At 58.7% G+C, this 19307-nt stretch carries 18 protein-coding genes; 3 read left to right on the top strand and 15 right to left on the bottom strand.

Annotated elements, in window-relative coordinates; translation table 11 throughout:
* Positions 1 to 20 precede the first annotated feature (20 nt).
* From IV01_RS04600 to ppc, 7 genes are all read right to left on the bottom strand, one after another.
* Positions 21 to 719, bottom strand: coding sequence for an extensin family protein (locus tag IV01_RS04600; RefSeq protein ID WP_195758813.1), 699 nt, complete (start codon positions 717 to 719; stop codon positions 21 to 23).
* Positions 720 to 722: 3 nt separating this feature from the next.
* Positions 723 to 1559: an isocitrate lyase/PEP mutase family protein gene (locus IV01_RS04595; protein ID WP_032630800.1), complete on the bottom strand. Its 837-nt coding sequence runs from the start codon at positions 1557 to 1559 to the stop codon at positions 723 to 725.
* A 67-nt stretch (positions 1560 to 1626) separates the two neighbouring features.
* A complete protein-coding gene (locus IV01_RS04590; protein WP_032630801.1) occupies positions 1627 to 2496 on the bottom strand; it encodes a DUF72 domain-containing protein in 870 nt (289 codons plus the stop codon).
* A complete protein-coding gene (locus tag IV01_RS04585; protein WP_032630802.1) occupies positions 2493 to 2804 on the bottom strand; it encodes a hypothetical protein in 312 nt (103 codons plus the stop codon). The genes IV01_RS04590 and IV01_RS04585 overlap by 4 nt, the downstream gene beginning before the upstream one ends.
* A gap of 348 nt (positions 2805 to 3152) precedes the next feature.
* Positions 3153 to 3827 (bottom strand): tRNA (adenosine(37)-N6)-threonylcarbamoyltransferase complex dimerization subunit type 1 TsaB, encoded by a 675-nt coding sequence (gene tsaB, locus IV01_RS04580; RefSeq protein WP_032630803.1) that lies wholly within the window; start codon positions 3825 to 3827, stop codon positions 3153 to 3155.
* Positions 3828 to 3918: 91 nt separating this feature from the next.
* Entirely contained in the window at positions 3919 to 4566 is a 648-nt protein-coding gene (adk, locus tag IV01_RS04575) for an adenylate kinase (RefSeq protein ID WP_032630804.1), read from the bottom strand.
* 274 nt (positions 4567 to 4840) lie between these two features.
* The gene (gene ppc, locus IV01_RS04570) at positions 4841 to 7477 is read right to left on the bottom strand and encodes a phosphoenolpyruvate carboxylase (protein WP_032630805.1); all 2637 of its coding nucleotides are present in this window, start codon (positions 7475 to 7477) and stop codon (positions 4841 to 4843) included.
* 216 nt (positions 7478 to 7693) lie between these two features.
* Here ppc and IV01_RS04565 point away from each other — a divergent pair, with 216 nt between their 5' ends.
* The 3 genes from IV01_RS04565 to IV01_RS04555 all read left to right on the top strand — a co-directional run bounded on the left by IV01_RS04565 (position 7694) and on the right by IV01_RS04555 (position 9547).
* Positions 7694 to 8032, top strand: a complete 339-nt coding sequence (locus IV01_RS04565; RefSeq protein ID WP_032630806.1) for a hypothetical protein — start codon at positions 7694 to 7696, stop codon at positions 8030 to 8032.
* Between the two features lie 256 nt (positions 8033 to 8288).
* Entirely contained in the window at positions 8289 to 8717 is a 429-nt protein-coding gene (locus tag IV01_RS04560) for a DUF4398 domain-containing protein (protein ID WP_032630807.1), read from the top strand.
* A gap of 47 nt (positions 8718 to 8764) precedes the next feature.
* Entirely contained in the window at positions 8765 to 9547 is a 783-nt protein-coding gene (locus tag IV01_RS04555) for an OmpA family protein (protein ID WP_032630808.1), read from the top strand.
* 401 nt (positions 9548 to 9948) lie between these two features.
* On the opposite strand, the gene IV01_RS04550 is transcribed toward IV01_RS04555, so the two are convergent.
* The 8 genes from IV01_RS04550 to IV01_RS04515 form a co-directional block, all read right to left on the bottom strand.
* Positions 9949 to 10278, bottom strand: coding sequence for a hypothetical protein (locus IV01_RS04550; protein WP_032630810.1), 330 nt, complete (start codon positions 10276 to 10278; stop codon positions 9949 to 9951).
* Positions 10271 to 11128, bottom strand: coding sequence for an alpha/beta hydrolase (locus tag IV01_RS04545; protein ID WP_229636158.1), 858 nt, complete (start codon positions 11126 to 11128; stop codon positions 10271 to 10273). The genes IV01_RS04550 and IV01_RS04545 overlap by 8 nt, the downstream gene beginning before the upstream one ends.
* 178 nt (positions 11129 to 11306) lie before the next feature.
* Positions 11307 to 12584, bottom strand: a complete 1278-nt coding sequence (locus IV01_RS04540) for a flavohemoglobin expression-modulating QEGLA motif protein (protein ID WP_032630811.1) — start codon at positions 12582 to 12584, stop codon at positions 11307 to 11309.
* Between the two features lie 42 nt (positions 12585 to 12626).
* Positions 12627 to 13205: a hypothetical protein gene (locus IV01_RS04535; RefSeq protein ID WP_032630813.1), complete on the bottom strand. Its 579-nt coding sequence runs from the start codon at positions 13203 to 13205 to the stop codon at positions 12627 to 12629.
* Positions 13206 to 13227: 22 nt separating this feature from the next.
* The gene (locus tag IV01_RS04530; RefSeq protein WP_032630814.1) at positions 13228 to 13959 is read right to left on the bottom strand and encodes a TetR/AcrR family transcriptional regulator; all 732 of its coding nucleotides are present in this window, start codon (positions 13957 to 13959) and stop codon (positions 13228 to 13230) included.
* Between the two features lie 295 nt (positions 13960 to 14254).
* Entirely contained in the window at positions 14255 to 15757 is a 1503-nt protein-coding gene (gene lysS, locus IV01_RS04525) for a lysine--tRNA ligase (RefSeq protein WP_032630815.1), read from the bottom strand.
* A gap of 73 nt (positions 15758 to 15830) precedes the next feature.
* Positions 15831 to 16926 (bottom strand): peptide chain release factor 2 gene (prfB, locus tag IV01_RS04520; protein ID WP_122731690.1). Its coding sequence is split into 2 segments (ribosomal slippage): positions 15831 to 16853 and positions 16855 to 16926, totalling 1095 coding nucleotides; the frame shifts between segments, so codons are not numbered across the junction.
* Between the two features lie 1335 nt (positions 16927 to 18261).
* On the bottom strand, positions 18262 to 19266 hold the full coding sequence (locus tag IV01_RS04515) for a response regulator (protein ID WP_032630816.1): 1005 nt from the start codon (positions 19264 to 19266) through the stop codon (positions 18262 to 18264).
* Positions 19267 to 19307 lie beyond the last annotated feature (41 nt).

Consider the following 19307-nt stretch of genomic DNA (forward strand, 5'->3'; position numbering starts at 1 on the left):
GATGTGTACCTGATTTGCCTTCACTTACAAACCCGCCAAGCCCCCATATCCAGGTGGAAATGATTCTGGTGGGCGGCGTTGTAGTCCGGCCCCAACACCGTATTGAAGTTTTTGCAGGCACCGTCGCGAACCTGGCGCAGGAAGCGGCCTTTGTCGCCGCTGTCTTTCCAGTCCCGCAACAGGTTTATCCGCTGCCCATCCGCAAGACGAAACCCGGCGATATCCAGCGCATTGGCGCTTGCATGCTGGCTCAGCCGTCCACTGCTGCGACCATACACGTTGCGGCAGGCAAAGCTGCCCAGGTGATCGATGCGGGTCACTCGCTGCCCAAACACAGCCTCAGCGGCGGGCTGCAGAGTGTGGATTTCAAACAACGCGTAAGCCACCGCCAAACGGCAGCTGGCAAGGAAGCTACTGCTGAGCGCCACTTCACTGCCCTGCACTCGCAACACATCACTCAGCGGACAGCTGGCGGTAGGATCGCTGTCCGCCTGATGACTGAAGCGCAGCTTCGACGAGCTCAACACCAGGTCGCACAGTTGCGGATTACCCTTGAGCCGCGACAACTTGTAACTCGTCAGGAAGTTCGTCTCAGCCCTGATATCCAGAGGCGCCCACGGGTTCCATTGCGCCGGCACCTCGATCCAGCCGCGCCACACTGCCGCGACTGCACCCGCACACAACAGCAGGAAAATCAGCAAAAAGGTCGATCCGCGCACCCTTTAGTCCTTGAAGAGCGCGTTGAGTTGAGCGAAAGGCAGTGCTTGCTCGGCATAGCTGAATGTGCCGCCGGTGCGGATTTCCTCCGCAGCGCGATATAGCCCACCGAACGCCGCACGGGCCAGGGATGAACCGACGCTGATGCGTTTGACGCCGCAAGCTGAAAGGTCAGCGACCGTCAGTGTCACCCCGCCAAGCCCCATCAGCACGTTGACCGGCTTGGGCGCGACGGCGCGGACCACTGCGATCACTTCCTCGCGGGTGCGCAAACCTGGGGCGTAGAGCACATCGGCTCCGGCATCAGCGTAGGCCTCCAACCGACGCAAAGTGTCAGAGAAATCCATCCGGTCATTGAGAAGATTTTCCGCACGAGCGGTGAGCATAAACGGGAACGGCAGGCTACGCACCGCCTGGGCCGCAGCCTTGACTCGGGCGACCGACAGTTCGAAATCGTAAATCGGCTGGTCGGTGGTGCCGGTGGCATCTTCGATGGAGCCACCGACAATCCCCCTCGCGGCAGCCGCAAGCAGGTTCGCTGCACAATCTTCCGGGCTGTCAGCGAAGCCGTTTTCCAGATCGGCGGCCACCGGCAACGCTGTAGCGGCAACGATGGCACTAATGTTGTCCAACGATTCGCCAAGGCTGAGAGCGCCCTCCGCATCCGCCCGCCCCAGAGTGAAGGCCAAACCTGCGCTGGTGGTAGCCAGCGCCTCGAAGCCCATGGACGCCAGGAGTTTCGCCGAGCCTGCATCCCATGGATTGGGGACCACAAAGGCATGGTCGCGCTCGTGCAAGGCCTTGAAGGCCTGCGCGCGAAGTAGCTGTTGCTGAAAATCCATTGGCTAGCTCCCTGTTCCTGAGTTGATGCGATAGTCGATGACGCTATTGAAGCCACATCTATCGACCTCAGAGCAAGCCCAGTTGCTCCACAGGTGGTGTGCGATCCAGTTCCAGCAGCGGAGGCAGGCCCGGCAACTGCGCCATCAGCTGGCGGTGAAAGCGCTGCGCCAGCTGCGGGGCTTCGAGGTTGTCGGGGGTGTGCAGGAACACATATGGCGTGCGGCCCTCCTCAATCCAACCGGCAACTTTCTCTACCCACTGGTGCAGAAAAGGGTCGTTGGCCTCCAGCAAAGGATGGCCGATGAAGCGCACTTGAGGGAATTGCGTCAGAGCAGCGGGCCGCGCAGGGACCTTGGGCTTTTTCGACTGCGCATGCAGCACCGCCGGATCGCTGGACACGCAACTGAACAAGGGTCGCGAATCCAGACAAATCCGCTCGACTCCGCGATCGAGCAGCAGCCGATTGAGGGCTCGCTCTGCCTCGCCCTTGTCAAAGAACGCCAGGTTGCGCACTTCAACCGCCATCGGACATTGCACCTCGTCGATGAAGGTTGCCAACTCACCCAGACGATGAGGAGCAAAACTGGCTGGCAGTTGCAGCCAGAAAGGCGCTACGCGAGGGCCCAGTGGCGCAAGTAACTGGACGAAGGTCTCAGCCGCGATCAACTGTTGACGCAAATCGCCACCGTGACTGATGTCACCGTGAAATTTGGCGGTAAAGCGAAAATGCTCAGGGAGCGTTTCCGCCCAGCGCTGGATCGTGGAAGCTGCCGGTCGTGCATAGAAAGTCGTGTTGCCTTCTACAGCATTGAAGACCTGCGAGTACAGACCAAGGAATTCATTGCTGCGAGCATCTTCGGGATACAGGGATTCGCGCCAGGCGTTTTCACTCCATGACGGGCAACCGAGGTAGTAAGGCAGGCGGGGATGGTTCAAACGTGGACGTCGAGCCCTGACACTTCCAGATCCCAATCAACGAAACTGGCAGTACTCAGATAACTGGCCAAGGCATTGGCAACACGGGTGCTCATGGACCGAGGGAAGATGATGTCTTGAGGACGGGCCGGAACATTGGCAGTGGAAACGGCCTGACCTGCACCACCAGAACGCGCGTTTCTAGGAGGTTGCGGAACAACCTCGGCATCAACATCCACTTCTTCGAAGCTACCATCCACAACCACAGGAGCCTTGCCAGGCTTGCGTTTGATCGGGTACGAGCGTTGTGAAGGGCCGTCTATGCGCATTTGTGCGTACTCTGCATCTTATAGTGGCTATTTAACGTCACGGATACGCACTTAGCAATTATCCGAACGATAACTAGACCACACATATCGCAAAAGGTTTGAGGCAGGTCACATGTTTGAGGGGATGGGCGACGGATGGTCATCCGTTGCCGCCGAGCTGATGATTTGCGCGGTCTCCTGCGGGGAAGACTCTATATTTGCCAGCTCAATAGATTCCTGTGGGAGCGAGCTTGCTCGCGAAGGCCATCATACTGCCGCCAGAGATATATTCGGATGGCCCGGCCTCTTCGCGAGCAAGCTCACTCCCACAGGTAATCACCGCTCCCACATCGAGCTTGTCCGCCCTATTCACCGCGCCTTTGGCGTCGCCACTTTATCCCGCAGGTAAACCGGCTGGGCGTCGTCAGCGACGATGGCTTCGCCCCGATGCCAGGCGAAGGTTGCCAGGGTCAACAGGTCCTGTGCATGAGGCAGCATGCTGGCGTCCTGACCGCTGAGCGCTACCGGAATGCGATCGGCATAGCCCCAGCCGGTGCCTGAGCCGAACCACTGGCCGCTTGCATCCGCCGGCAATCCAACCTGTTCTGGAGGCAGAACCGCTTCGCCCCCCATCAACAGCATTTCTCCATCGGTTTCGCGGTAGCAGCCCCAATAGACTTCATCCATCCGCGCATCGATGGCCGAAGCGACCTGATGAGCACCGTGCTCACGCATGGCGCGCTGCGCGAGGACCGCCAGATTGGAAACCGGCAGCACCGGGCGCTCAAGGGCGAAGGCCAGGCCCTGCACCACGCCGATGGCGATTCGTACGCCAGTGAACGCACCGGGACCACGACCAAACGCGATGGCGTCCAGCGCCGAAAGACCAATACCCGCCTCGGCCATGATCGTTTTGATCATTGGCAACAAACGCTGAGCGTGCAGGCGCGGGATCACCTCGTAGTGGCTCAGCACTTTGCCGTCGTGCAGCAAGGCGACCGAGCAAGCTTCAGTGGCAGTATCCAGGGCCAGCAAGGTGGTCATTTGGGGTATCCATCATGGTGAAAAAAGGGGCGCATTATAAACGACAAACGGCCCGCAAGCGGGCCGTTTTATTGACTGACTGAAGCTTTGATCAGCTCAGGGCAGCCAGCACCTTGGCGGTGATTTCTTCGACAGAACCGACACCTGCGATATGGCTGCACTTTGGCTTGCCATTCTTCGCCTGAAGATTGCTGTAGAACTCAACCAGCGGCTTGGTCTGCGCGTGGTAGACCGAGAGGCGATGGCGAACGGTTTCTTCGACGTCATCCTTACGCTGCAACAGCGGCTCGCCAGTCACATCATCAATGCCTTCGACTTTCGGCGGATTGAAGATCGTGTGGTAAATGCGGCCAGACCCTTCATGTACGCGACGGCCGGACATGCGCTTGACGATTTCTTCGTCATCGACGGCGATTTCCAGCACGTTGTCGATTTCCAGCCCCGCTGCCAGCAGCGCTTCAGCCTGGGGGATGGTGCGCGGGAAGCCGTCGAACAGAACGCCATTGGCGCAATCCGGCTCGGACAGACGATCCTTGATCAGACCAATGATCAAGTCATCGGAAACCAGGCCACCGCTGTCCATGACGCTTTTGGCTTTAAGGCCCAGCTCGGTGCCAGCCTTGACCGCAGCGCGCAGCATATCGCCGGTGGAAATTTGCGGGATGCCGAATTTTTCAGTGATGAATTTTGCCTGAGTACCTTTACCGGCCCCGGGAGCTCCCAGCAGAATCACGCGCATTGATGTGCTCCTCAAATTTTTTATATAGAAACGTCGGATTCGCCACTACAGGACCAATCTCAAATATGGTTCGAGCCGAAGACTGGCCAAAGGCTGATCAAGATACACAGCCGACACAGACGGCACAAGCCGCCGAAAGTCGCAGTATCCGCAGGCCGGGCAGAGGCAGCAGAGTGCGTGATTGATTCGCCCCGTTCCTGGTGGGCGAAAACGCGCAAGTCATTGATCGCCATAGGGCACTGGCATTTTCCAGCGCCCTTGCTGACGTCCACCATCAGCCGGTGTTGCGCAATCCGGCGGCGATTCCCGCTACAGACACCAGAAGCGCCTGTTCCAGAGGACTCTCCAGACTGGCCTCGCGCTTGCGTGAGCGGGCTAGAAGCTCGGCCTGCAGCAGGTGCAGAGGATCGAGATAGGTGTTGCGCAGACTGATGAATTCCAACGTTGCGGGGCTATGTGCCAGCAGTTGCGACTGACGGGTCAAGCCAAGCACCACATTGCACGCCTGCGACAATAGGTCGCGTAAATGCGTACCCAAATGTTGCAGTTCCGGCGCCACCAGACGTTGATCGTATAACTGCGCGATGTCGTGATCGGCTTTTGCCAAGACCATCTCCAGCATGTCGATCCGGGTTCTGAAGAATGGCCACTGCTCGCGCATTTCATCCAACAACGAACCTTCGCCACGCTCCAGGGCTTTACTCAGAGCCGCTTCCCAGCCGAGCCACGCGGGGAGCATCAGACGCGTCTGGGTCCAGGCGAAAATCCACGGGATGGCGCGCAGGCTTTCCACCCCGCCTTCACGACGTTTTGCCGGGCGACTGCCCAGCGGCAAGCGACCCAGCTCCTGCTCCGGGGTCGCCTGACGAAAGTATTCGACGAACTCGGGATTTTCCCGCACCACGGCACGATAGGCACTGACGCCGTCGGCTGCCAGGCTGTCCATCATCTTGCGCCAGGCCGGCTGCGGCGGCGGTGGTGGCTGCAAAGTGGCTTCCAGCACGGCAGCCAGGTAAAGATTGAGGTTCTGTTCAGCGATGTCTGGCAAGCCGAACTTGAAGCGAATCATCTCGCCCTGCTCTGTCGTGCGGAAACGTCCCGAGACCGACCCCGGCGGCTGCGACAGAATCGCCGCATGTGCCGGACCACCGCCACGGCCTACGGTGCCACCGCGACCGTGGAACAACAGCAGCTCGACTTGTTGGTCGCGGCATATCTCCACGAGTTTTTCCTGGGCTCGATATTGCGCCCAGGCCGCCGCAGTCGTACCGGCATCCTTGGCTGAGTCCGAATAACCGATCATGACTTCTTGCGGGCCGTGCAGCCGTGAACGGTATCCCGGCAGGCTTAACAATTGCTCGATGGCAGGCCCGGCGTTATCCAGGTCGGCCAGAGTTTCGAACAACGGCACCACGCGCATCGGCCGCTGCAGGCCGGACTCTTTGAGCAATAGTTGCACCGCGAGCACATCCGACGCGGCGCTGGCCATGGAGATGACATAAGAGCCCAGTGAGGCCGCTGGAGCCGCCGCCACTTCACGACAGGTCGCGAGCACTTCAGCGGTGTCAGCCGACGGCTTGAAATGCGCAGGCAGCAGTGGTCGCCGATTACTCAGCTCAGCCAGCAAGAAGTCCACCCGCGCCTGTTCATCCCAATCTTCGTAGCGCCCCAGACCCAGATAATCGGTGATCTCGGTCATGGCTGACGAATGCCGAGTGGAATCCTGACGCACGTCGAGCCTTACCAGAAACAGACCGAACGTCACCGCCCGGCGCAGACAATCGAGCAATGGCCCATCGGCGATCACGCCCATGCCGCACTCATGCAGCGACTGGAAGCACAGCATCAGTGGCGCCAGCAGTTCGCGGTTATCGTGCAAAACGTTTTCCGGTGCAGGCTGGGTGACGCTCAGCGACGATTGTGCCCAGTTGCGGGTCGCCCGAAGGCGTTCGCGCAGTTGCTTGAGCACTGCCCGATAGGGTTCGGCGCTATCCCCGACACTGGCGCGCAACGCGTCGCTGGCCTGCTGCATGGACAACTCGGCGGCCAGTTGATCGACGTCACGCAAGTAAAGGTCAGCGGCCATCCAGCGCGCCAGGAGCAGCACTTCCCGGCTCACGGCAGCGGTGACATTCGGGTTGCCGTCCCGGTCGCCGCCCATCCACGAGGCGAAACGTATCGGCGCTGCCTCCAGCGGCAGATGAAAACCGGTCGCCGCATGCAGTGCGTGATCTGCCTTGCGTAAGTAGTTGGGCACGGCCTGCCACAGAGAATGTTCGATGACTGCGAAGCCCCATTTGGCCTCATCAACCGGGGTCGGGCGGGTACGACGAATTTCTTCGGTATGCCAGGCCTCGGCGATCAGGCGCTGCAAGCGCTCGGTAATCTGCTCGCGTTCGGCACTGTTCAAATCCCGGTGATCCAGAGCGGCCAGTTGAGCAGCGATAGCGTCGTATTTCTGGATCAGCGTGCGCCGCGCCACTTCGGTAGGGTGAGCGGTCAGGACCAGTTCGATTTCCAGCTTGCCCAGTTGCCGGGCCAGCGCTTCGCTGCTTTGCCCCGAGGCCTTCAGGCGCGCCAGTAACTCTGGCAGCACCCGTGACTCAAAAGGCTGCGGCTGGGCGTCATCGCGGCGACGGATCAGCTGATATTGCTCGGCGATATTAGCCAGATTGAGGAATTGATTGAAGGCTCGCGCCACCGGTAACAATTCGTCTTCACCCAGGCCGTCCACACTGGAACTGAGTTGCTCGGCACCTTCGGCAGAACCTCTGCGCCCAGCCTTGGCACCCTTGCGAATGCGCTCGATCTTGTCGAGAAACTCAGGCCCGCGCTGCTCGCGGATGGTGTTGCCAAGCAACTCGCCCAACAGGTGAACGTCCTCGCGCAATCGCGCATCGATATCCGCCATCGTCCCTTCTCCCGCTGTATTTTTTGTAGGGGTGCCGCTCAGTCCCCGGCGGATTGCCAGTGAACAAGCGTGGAAAAATCTGCTCTATCCACAGTGCACCAAAAATGTGTGACACGCCAAATCCGTATTCATCAAGATCAAGCTAATCTCATTCATGAGCCTGATGGCTCACTACTCGACCAGACCTGCCGTCGGCGGGTAACCGAAGGGGTCCCTATGAAAATCCGTGAGCTTGCCAAGCACTGGGAAGAGAATGCAAAAGGCCGATTGACCAAGACCCGTTACGCGATTCATCTGGACATGGAGTCGGCTGCAAGGCTGTCCGCGCTGACCGAAATGTACCCCAAACATCACCCGGAAGAGCTACTGGGCGAACTGATCGGCGCAGCCCTGGAAGAGCTGGAAGCCAGCTTTCCCTATGTCAAAGGCCAGCACGTAGTGGCGACCGATGAGGAAGGCGATCCACTCTATGAAGACATCGGACCAACACCGCGTTTCCTGGCTCTGTCGCGCCGCTACCTGCATGACCTTTCCGAAAAACAGGAAGCCGAGTAACACTCGACTTAACTCCCCGATCACGTTGACACGACCTGGCCTTTATCAGCCAGGTCGCATCTTTCTGGGCGCGACTTACGACTACTCACGCATGGCTCCCACTAAAAAAACCTGAACTATTCGAAAAGCACGCCGGTCCGAGCCATTAGCCATTACAGAAAAGCCTACGGATAGCAAACGGCCCTGCCCTCGCTACCTCGCACGCTTCAGGCCCACGACTGTCATGGAAACACCGAAGATTTTCAGGAGTTACATAATGGAGTCCAAGACGATGAGCACCATCACTGCCAACACCACATTCAAAGGCCTGCGCGGCATGAAGCTCGCTGCTCTGGCACTGGGTGCCAGCTTTGTCCTCGCCGGTTGTGCAGGCAATCCGCCGAGCGAGCAGTACGCCGTGAGTCAATCGGCAGTCAACAGCGCCGTCAGCGCTGGTGGGACCGAGTATTCCGCCGTGGAAATGAAGTCAGCCCAGGACAAGCTCAAACAAGCTGAACTTGCCATGCAAGAGCAGAAATATGACGAAGCCCGCCGCCTTGCCGAACAGGCTGAATGGGATGCTCGCGTAGCAGAGCGCAAATCCCAGGCTGCCAAGGCAGAAAAAGCGGTGCAGGACGCCCGTCAAGGTGTCAACGAACTACGTGAAGAAGGCATGCGTCAGGTTCAGCCGGTCAAGGCCCAGTAACCCACGCTTCTCATGCATTTCGAATTCGATTTAAAGGATGAAATATTATGCGCAAACAATTGATGATCCCTGCCCTGCTGGCCATGAGTGTTGCTCTCGCTGCTTGCTCGACTCCGCCGAACCCGAACCTGGAACAGGCGCGGACCAACTTCTCGGCGCTGCAAAGCAACCCTAAGGCCTCTCAGCTCGCAGCCCTTGAAACCAAGGATGCAAGCGACTGGCTGAACAAGGCTGACGCTGCATTCCGCGCCAGCGAAAACGAGAAAAAAGTTGATCAACTGGCTTATCTGACCAATCAGCGTGTTGAAGTCGCCAAGCAGACCATCAACCTGCGCACCGCTGAGGAAAACCTGAAGAACGCCGCTGCTCAGCGCGCTCAGGCCCGTCTGGATGCCCGTGACGCTCAGATCAAAGCGCTGCAAGGCAGCCTGAACGCCAAGCAGACCGAGCGCGGTACGCTGGTAACTTTCGGTGACGTGCTGTTTGACCTGAACAAGGCCGAGCTGAAATCCAACGGTCTGGTTAACGTCAACCAGCTCGCTACCTACCTGCGCGATAACCCGGATCGTAAAGTGATTGTCGAAGGCTATACCGACAGTTCGGGTTCGGCTTCGTACAATCAGTCGCTGTCGGAGCGTCGCGCTCAGTCCGTGCGCATGGCGCTGGTGAAGATGGGTGTTGATCCAGCACGCATCGTTGCTCAAGGCTATGGCAAGGAATACCCGGTTGCCGACAACACCAGCAACTCGGGCCGCGCCCAGAACCGTCGTGTGGAAGTGACTATTTCCAACGACAATCAGCCGGTAGCACCGCGTTCGTCGATGCAGTAAACCGCTGACGTTGTAAACACAAAGCCCGACCTGTGACGACAGGTCGGGCTTTTTTTGTGTCTGTCAGGTCGGGTGGGCGATGACCTGTGGGAGCGGTGCTTGCCCGCGATTCAGGCGATGCGGTATTTCAGGAAAACCGAGTCGCCCTTATCGCGGGCAAGCCTCGCTCCAACAGGGTTTGGAGTCCGTTGGAGCCGGGCTTGGCCGCGAAGAACGATGACGCGGTGTGCCTGATACACCGCATCAACTCCTTCGCGGGCAAGCCTCGCTCCAACGGATCCGTTGATCGTCTGTGGGAGCCGGGCTTGCCCGCGATAGGGCCAACGCGGTATGCCTGAGAGTCGGCGGTGTCTAAATCGTGGGCAAGCACAGGTCAGATCGCGCTGCTACAGGCAGACAAATCAAGGTTGCAGCTGTTGCGGGGGCTCTTGCTCCACGCAGCGCACAGCCTGTTTCTTGCTGTTGATCAATACCCCTGACAAACCCTTCTGTGTCGTATCGAACAGCACCAGCACGCCATCCATGCACTGCGCCACTTCCGCAGCAGGGGTGGCGGCTACTTTGTAGTCCTCCCCGGGCACGGTTTTGACCATGGTGAATTCATTGAGCAGCAGTGCATCTTCAGGCTTGGCGAAGTGCAGGTAGCCGTAGTACCACAGGCTGCCGACGGTCACGAAAATAGTACCCAGACCGGTGAGGATCAGAGGGATGGCGTTGCGTTCTTCAGTCATTGTCGCTCTCGGTTTTCACACGGTCAGATGGGGCGGAATAATTCGGCACTTCAGCCAGGCGGCGCAGGCCGTTGAAGTGTTGCGGATCTTCAAGATAGCGAACCATCACCTGCCGCCAGGTCGGGTCGGCAAAGGTCTGCACATGCCCGCCCCGGGTCAGTTGCAACACCCGGGGCAGTGGTGCGGTTTTATACAGGCTGATGCCATTCGCCAACGGCACCAGGGTGTCGTCCATGCTCTGGAAAATCAGCATCGGTGTACCCGCCAGTTGCGGCAGGCCGTTGAGAGCGCTGTCTGTATCCGGAATCAACCAGGACAGCGGAATTTGCAAAGGCCAGGTCAGCCACGAAGTGCTCAGGGTATAGCGGGCCACATCGCGGTAGCTGGCCGGTGTGCCATCCAGAATCAGCGCCTTGAGCTTGCGTCGTTGCTCCGGATGTTCCGCCAGGTAATGCACGCCCAGCGCGCCGCCGATGCTTTGCCCCAGCACGATCAGCGGTTTGCCTTGCACTTCAGGGGCCTTCTTCAGCCAGGCGAAGGCTGCGTCGATGTCCTGATAAATCGACGGCAGGCTCGGTTGCCCCTCGGACTGGCCATAGCCACGATAGTCCAGCATCAGCACTTGATAGCCCTGCTCCGGCAACCACCAGCTACCCCCGAGATGCCAGGCCAGATTTCCGCCGTTGCCGTGCAAATGCAGCACCGTGCCTTTGACAGGCACGCCCTCTTTGGCAGGCAGCCACCAGCCGTGCAGGCGTGTGCCGTCGGCGGCGACCAGGGAAACGTCGCGGTATTGCAGGTGGGCTTTTTCCGGGGTGAACGGCAGGCCGGGCTCGGGGTAGAACAGCATGGAGCTGCAGCCGCTGAGGGAGAGCAGCAGGGTGAGGGAGATCAGGAACTTCAAGCTGGAATCCTTTTCCATGACCAGTAGGAGCGCGCTTGCCCGCGATAGCGTTCCGTCAGTCAATGGATGTGTAGTGAGAGGAATCCAATCGCGGGCAAGCGCGCTCCTACAACAATCACAAGCATTACAAAATATTCGAATAGTCCGCTTCGATCCGGTCCAGGCTCAGATGGTTGAGGAAGTTCGAGAAGCACATCCATGCTGACAAGGCGTTCATGTCGCGAAATTGCTCGGGCAAGTATTTCGGCGGCACTACCAGACCTTCATCCACCAGCTGACGCAACGTGCGCATGTCTTCAAGGGTGGTCTTGCCGCAGAACAGCAGCGGCACTTGTTCCAGCTTGCCTTTGCGCACGGCGAGCTGAATATAGTTGTAAACCATGATGAAGCCCTTGAGGTAGGACAAGTCTTTGGTGAATGGCAGGCCATTGGGCACCGAACCACGGAAAACCCGACTGGCGTTGCCATAGCTTTCCGACATGCCAAAGCCCTGTTCACGGTAGAACTCGAACACCTGCAGGAAATCAGCGCCCTCCTCGGCCATATGGATGGCGCGGGTACGGTTGGTCAGCTTGCGCAGCCGGCTTGGATAAGAAGCAAAGGCAATGACCTCCATGAGAATCGCCAGACCCTCCTGAGTCACCGTTGACGAAGGCGGGCCCTTGGACAGGAAAGTACAGATGGGCTGGTTCTGCCCATTGAGGGTGGTGCCGACATGCACCAGGCCTTCGTGGACTTCCAGGGCGCGGACATCACGCTCGTTGAACATCGCGTCGGTGCGAATCTTGATGTAATCGGCACCGGCGGCCGCATCCGCGACGATACCGTCGGATTCGAACACTCGAATGGTGCTTTCGGCCTCGCCAAAAACTTTGTTCAAGCGGCTTTGCAACAGCGAAACCGCGTCTTGGGCAGTGAGGGTTTTCGGCTCGTCCTTGAGGTCGCCGCGCCCGGCGATGTTATTCAGATAGTCTGAAAGCATCAGGCCGAGGTCGGCCAGGGTCGGGTCGCCAGCGTGGAAAGCATCGGACGCTGCGCCATACAACTCCTGAGAAATCAGCCCGAAATCCGAGGTGCCTCGGGCTTCGAGCATGCGCACCACCATGCGGTATTCCTTGCACATGCGGCGCATGATCTGCCCGACCGGGTTGAACTGGCCGAGCTGGCGGGTGATATCACGCTCGATGTTCTGGAATTCAAGTTTCAGTTCGGCGGAGTCAAAGCCCAGTGGCCGATTCTCGTAATAGGCGCGATCCACAGCGGGCATCGCCTTGCCCTTCGCGGCGAGAAAGTCCTTGCGTACATTCTCGTCCCACTTGACTGCATCCAGGACCCGGATCGGCGTCTGGGCAAGCACGATGCGATCCGACAACGTTCGAATAGTCTGCTGGTACTCGTCCACCCACTGCTCCTTTGTTGGTTAGCCCCTGGTTGGGCGTGTGCCCTACTTCTTCGGTTGACGCTGGTAGCGCGCCACCTCAAGGAAAACGTCTGAATTTGCAGGGTCATCCAAATAGCCAAACACCAGATCCAGAGGGCTGGTTATCAACAGATGTTCATCTTTGCCTGCATCACCTTGACCGGCACTGTCCTTACCGACCTGATCTCTTTCGCCACTCAGCGCGCCTTGCTCGACCCATTGACTGAATCGATCGAGATCCAGGTTATAGACAACCAGTTCGCCTGTTTCCGCCAATTCAAATCCCGCCATCACGTAATGCCCGCCGTATTTATTCGGCAGCCCCGCTGACATGTACCAGCGGCTGCCGTGCCGGGACACAGTAAAAGCGTACTCATCGCGGTCTCTGCGATCGCTTTTACGATAGCTGGCGGCCTTGTACTCACCAGCGCCAGCGCGGCTGATCTCCAGCTCAAGAGGTTCGCCCCATGCGTTTTTGCTGGTCCAGACGCCCAATAACTGCGGCGGTGCAGCTTCGCGAGCCGGGATAGGTTCTTTGAACGTCACCAGACAACCGCTCAATAGCAGGAACGACAAGGCGATCAACACACGCCAGGCTTTCATGGGCTCTCCCGTGAAGGGCTGTTCAATCGCGAACGGTTTTAGCCGTGCCCAGCACCAGATGCATCTGACGGGTGAGGATACGCAGATTTTCCTCGTCCGCACCGGGTTGCGGGCCGTGCAACAGACCCTGATATTCCATCCGGCACATCACCCCCGTCAACACTTGAGCGTCCAGCAGCGGCTGGGCCGAGCCCATCACCTGCAGAAAACGGCAGGCCCCCTGCAGCATGATTTCCTGATGTGCATCCACCAGACGGGCCAGGCGCGGGTTGATCAGCGCCTCGTGTTGAAAGGCGTGTTCTGCGATCAGGAAGTGCCGGCGGGTCTGTAATTGATGTTTGATGTAGTCCATGGCGCTGACGGCAATCTCGTCGGCCAGGCGGGCCCGGGCCGCGGGTGTGCCGTCATTGCGCGAGACCATTTCCCGCAGCATGACTTCAGTGTTCTCCCAGAGCTTGGCCATGTACACGGCGCTGCGCTCCACGTATTGGGAGAAGGCATCGGTGAGCAAGTCATCGATGTCCTTGAAGTAATAGGTAGTGGCCGACAACGGCACATTGGCCTCGGCCGCCACTGCCCGGTGACGAACACCCCGCACACCGTCACGTACAACGATACGAATGGCAGCGTCGAGAATATCCTGCCGGCGTTGTTCACTTCCCTGCCTGCTGGCCTTGCGGCCTCGATACTCAACACTTTGCACCACGGCGGACGCTGCTCCAGCAGCCCCATTTTGAGCAATCGAACGGATCACGACGTACTTTTCCTTTTTTGCCTGGCAATACGACTTCTGTAGGAGCGCGCTTGCCCGCGATTCGGCTTCAGAGCCAACCTGTTTTTCGCCTGGGCTGATGTCATCGCGGGCAAGCGCGCTCCTACGGTCCGTTTTGCTGCGCGAGCGCGCGGTGTCAGGGATCCCGCAGGATCTAATTACAAAATGCCACTTCTGCGACCAATGTAAACCAACCCGGCTGAACTGAGGCTTTCATCCGCACAAAAAAAAGCCGCCCATCACTGGCGGCTTTTTTTTTGTACTAACGCCACATCACTTACGCTTGCGGGCGCATGTGCGGGAAAAGGATCACATCACGAATCGACGGCGCATTGGTCAGCAGCATCACCAGACGGTCGATACCGATACCTTCACCGGCCGTTGGCGGCATGCCGTACTCCAAGGCACGCACGAAGTCAGCGTCGTAATGCATGGCTTCATCATCGCCCGCATCCTTGTCCGCTACCTGAGCCATGAAGCGCTCAGCCTGGTCTTCCGCGTCGTTCAACTCGGAGTAGGCGTTGGCGATTTCACGACCACCAATGAACAGCTCGAAGCGATCAGTAACATTCGGGTTGTCATCGTTGCGACGGGCCAGCGGCGAAACCTCGAACGGGTACTGAGTGATGAAGTGCGGCTGCTCAAGTTTGTGCTCGACCAGTTCTTCGAAAATCATCACCTGCAACTTGCCCAGACCTTCGAAGCCCAGCACCTTGGCGCCGGCTTTCTTGGCAATGGCGCGAGCCTTGTCGATGTCCTGCAGATCGTCAGCGGTGAGATCCGGGTTGTACTTGAGGATCGAGTCGAACACCGACAGACGCACGAACGGTTCGCCGAAGTGGAACACCTTGTCGCCGTAAGGCACGTCGGTGCTACCCAGGACCAACTGGGCCAGTTCGCGGAACAGCTCTTCGGTGAGGTCCATGTTGTCTTCGTAGTCCGCGTATGCCTGATAAAACTCAAGCATGGTGAACTCAGGGTTGTGTCGAGTCGAAACGCCTTCGTTACGGAAGTTGCGGTTGATCTCGAACACCTTTTCAAACCCACCCACAACAAGGCGCTTGAGGTACAACTCAGGCGCGATACGCAGGAACATTTCCAGGTCCAATGCGTTGTGGTGAGTTTCAAATGGCTTGGCTGCCGCGCCGCCCGGAATGGTCTGCAGCATCGGCGTTTCGACTTCAAGGAAGTCGCGCTTCATCAGGAAGCTGCGGATGTGGGCGATGACCTGTGAACGCACGCGGAAGGTATCGCGCACTTCTTCGTTGACGATCAGATCGACATAGCGCTGACGATAGCGCTGCTCGGTGTCGGTCAGGCCGTGGTGTTTGTCAGGCAGCGGACGCAGGGATTTGGTCAGCAGACGCACGTTGGTCATTTCAACGTACAGATCACCTTTGCCGGAGCGAGCCAGCGTACCTTCCGCAGCGATGATGTCGCCCAGGTCCCAGGTCTTGACCGCAGCCAGGGTTTCTTCGGACAGCGTCTTGCGGTTGACATAGACCTGGATGCGACCGGTCATGTCCTGAATCACCATGAACGAACCACGGTTGAGCATGAGGCGACCGGCAACCTTGACCGGGATCGCAGCTTCAGCCAGCTCTTCCTTGGTCTTGTCCGCGTACTGCTTCTGCAAGTCGTTGCAATAGCTGTCGCGGCGGAAGTCGTTGGGGAAGGCCTGACCCTTGGCCCGCTCGGCAGCAAGCTTTTCCTTGCGCAGCGCGATCAGGGTGTTTTCTTCCTGTTGCAGGGCTTGCGGGTCGAGTTGTTGGTCGCTCATGTCTTTAGATTTTCCATCACAGGTTCGTTGCCCCCGAGTGTGCACGGGGGTCTTGAAGATCGGGACTGACGGGTTACAGCCCTTGTTTGAGGCTCGCGATCAGGTATTCGTCGATATCGCCGTCCAGCACCTTGTCACAGTCGCTGCGCTCGATGTTGGTCCGAAGGTCCTTGATCCGCGAAGCATCCAGTACATACGAACGGATCTGGTGACCCCAGCCGATATCGGACTTGGTGTCTTCCAGCGCTTGGGAAGCAGCGTTGCGTTTCTGCACTTCCTGCTCGTACAAGCGCGCCCGCAACATCTTCATGGCGGTGTCTTTGTTGGCGTGCTGAGAACGTTCGTTCTGGCAGCTGACCACGGTGTTGGTCGGTACGTGAGTAATACGTACGGCCGAGTCGGTGGTGTTTACGTGCTGACCACCGGCACCGGACGAACGATAGGTATCGATACGCAGGTCAGACGGGTTGATGTCGATTTCGATGTTGTCGTCGATTTCCGGAGAAACGAAGACCGCCGAGAACGATGTATGGCGACGGTTGCCGGAGTCGAACGGGCTCTTGCGCACCAGGCGATGAACGCCGATTTCAGTCCGCAGCCAGCCAAAGGCATATTCACCCTTGATGTGCACGGTAGCGCCTTTGATGCCGGCAACTTCACCGGCGGACAGCTCCATGATCGTGGCGTCGAAACCGCGCTTGTCAGCCCAGCGCAGGTACATGCGCAGCAGGATGTTGGCCCAATCCTGAGCCTCGGTACCGCCGGAGCCGGCCTGGATGTCCAGGTAGGCGTTGTTCGGGTCCATCTCGCCACTGAACATGCGGCGGAACTCCAGCTTCTCCAGCGAAGCGCGCAGGCGCTCGACTTCAGCGGCAACGTCATCGACGGCGGCCTGGTCTTCTTCTTCGGCGGACATCAGCAGCAGGTCTTTGGCATCAACCAGCCCGGAGGACATTTCATCGAGGGTTTCGACGATCTGCGCCAGCAGGGAGCGCTCGCGTCCCAGTTCCTGGGCATAGCTTGGATTGTTCCAGACGTTTGGATCTTCGAGCTCGCGGTTAACTTCGGTCAGGCGATCATGTTTGTGATCGTAGTCAAAGATACCCCCGAATGGTTTCGGAGCGCTCGGACAGGTCCTTGATGCTGTTTAGGATCGGGTTGATTTCCATGGTGGGCAGCACTCGCAGGCGAAATTTTCAAAGCCGACGAGTATACCCGAGTGAGGGCGATGAAGGCAGTCCGTTGGGCAGGGATCGGTTGGGTGTTGTGATAGGTCCCCGTAGGCATCTTTTTGTGTACATATCCATTGCTGAGGTAACGGCTACTTAGGGTTCCGCCCTTACGGCGGGTCACTTTCGAAAAGCGCGAAAGTAACCAAAGCGCTCTTGCCCCACCACTCGGTCCCTCGCTGACGCTCGGCATTCCCGTAGTCCGACATTGATTCGGCGGGCCGCCGCAAAGGGCCATCCCTGGCCCAGTGCGGCTAAACCGGCGTCCTGCCCTGCTTTTCAATCAAGAGCGCCACGCCGAATCAATATCGGATTACGGCCAGCGTGGTTTGACGGGGCGCCAGGATCAAAATCAAAAGCAGATCAAAAACAGATGCGGCCGAGGTAGGAGCCAACTTGTTGGCCAGGCACTGGACTCGCGTTGCCGAGAATATCGCCATCGCGGGCAAGCGCGCTCCTACGGTTGGATCGCATTTAAAATGTCGGAGCGGGTGGGCGGCATTCCGACTTGCCCGCGAATCAGACGCCCCGGTTTATCAGGCAGACCGCGATTTCGTTCTTCGCGGCGAGCCCGGCTCCGACAGGAATATTCGATTTGTTGTGGGAGCGGTGCTTGCCCGCGATAGGGCTGGACGCGATTGACCTGATATCTGCGGTGCCCTTATCGCGGGAATGCCGCCCAGACCATGCCACACACAGCTAATCACCGACCCCGTTGGAGCGAGGCTTGGTCTGGGCGGCATTCCGACGATAAGAAAAAACCTGTCTGTCTGAAGCACCGCAGCGCCTGAATCGCGAGCAAGCTCGGCTCCTACAGAAGATCACCGAAACCGTGGGAGCGAATTCATTCGCAAAGGCAATGGCACGCACAATAAATACAGCGGCAGACTCACACGAAGAAAGAGCAGGTCGGCTATCAGGCCGCCTCGCGCTTGCTTTTGATCTTAGGCGCCCCGTTAAACCACGCTGGCCGGAATTCGATATTGAGGAGTAGGGTATGCCGGTTTAGCCGCCCCAGGCCATGGATGGCCGTTGGCGGCGGCCCCACGCAGCAATGTCGGATTACGGGCATGCCGAGCACCAGCGAGTGACCGAGTGGAGGGACAGGCCCATGGTTACTTTTTTGGCGTCTGAAAAAAGTGACCAGCTGTAAGAGCGGAACAGTAAGTGGCCGTTACCGAAGTAACGGATATACACTCGGTCTCTCCCGGAAAAAGGTCCAGCACCAATCGCGGGCAAGCACCGCTCCCACAGGGATTGCGTGCTCTCTGCCCCCTACCCCACCGAAACCTGATTACGCCCATTGTGCTTGGCCGCATACAGCCCTTTGTCCGCCTCCTGAATCAACTGACGGCTATTGCTGCCAATTTCCGGCGTCAACGTGGAAATACCAATGCTCACGGTCAGATGCGAACCCGGGGCCGGAGCCATGTGCGGGATGTTCATGCCGGCCACGGTCATGCGCAGTTTTTCCGCCAGCAGCCTTGCACCACCCGGTGAAGTATTGGGCAGCACCAGGGCAAACTCTTCGCCGCCATAACGCGCCGGCAGGTCGGACGGCCGGGCGCAGCTGGCGCGAATGGCTTTGGCGACCTGGCGCAACGCTTCGTCGCCTTCCAGATGACCGAAGTTATCGTTGTAGGCTTTGAAATAATCCACATCGATCATCATCAGCGACAGCTGGGTCTGGTCACGGGTCGCACGACGCCATTCCAGCTCCAGGTATTCATCGAAGTGACGGCGGTTGGACAGGCCCGTCAAACCGTCAGAGTTCATCAAGCGTTGCAGCACCAGATTGGTGTCGAGCAATTGCTGCTGGCTGACACGCAGGGCCCGGTAGGCTTCGTCGCGCTGCAACAGGGTCATGTAGGAACGCGAGTGATAGCGGATGCGCGCTACCAGTTCGATGGTATCGGGCAATTTGACCAGGTAGTCGTTGGCGCCAGCCGAGAAGGCTGCGCTCTTGATCAGGGCGTCTTCCTTGGTCGACAGCACAATGATCGGAATGTCCTTGGTCATCGGGTTGCTGCGGTATTCGCGCACCAGTGTCAGGCCGTCCAGGCCCGGCATGACCAGATCCTGAAGAATCACGGTCGGCTTGATCTGAATCGCCTGGGAGATGGCCTGATGCGGGTCGGCACAAAAATGGAAGTCGATATTGTCTTCATTGGCCAACCCGCGCCGTACCGCTTCGCCGATCATTGCCTGATCGTCTACCAGCAGCACCATGGCTGCGTATTCATCCGTTGCCTGGAACGCTTCCAGCTGCAAGTCATTCATCAAGGGGCTCCTGGTCACCGGCAGGCGGTGAATTCACCTGG

This window comes from Pseudomonas syringae (genome assembly GCF_000737245.1).
Classification (GTDB): domain Bacteria; phylum Pseudomonadota; class Gammaproteobacteria; order Pseudomonadales; family Pseudomonadaceae; genus Aquipseudomonas; species Aquipseudomonas syringae_J.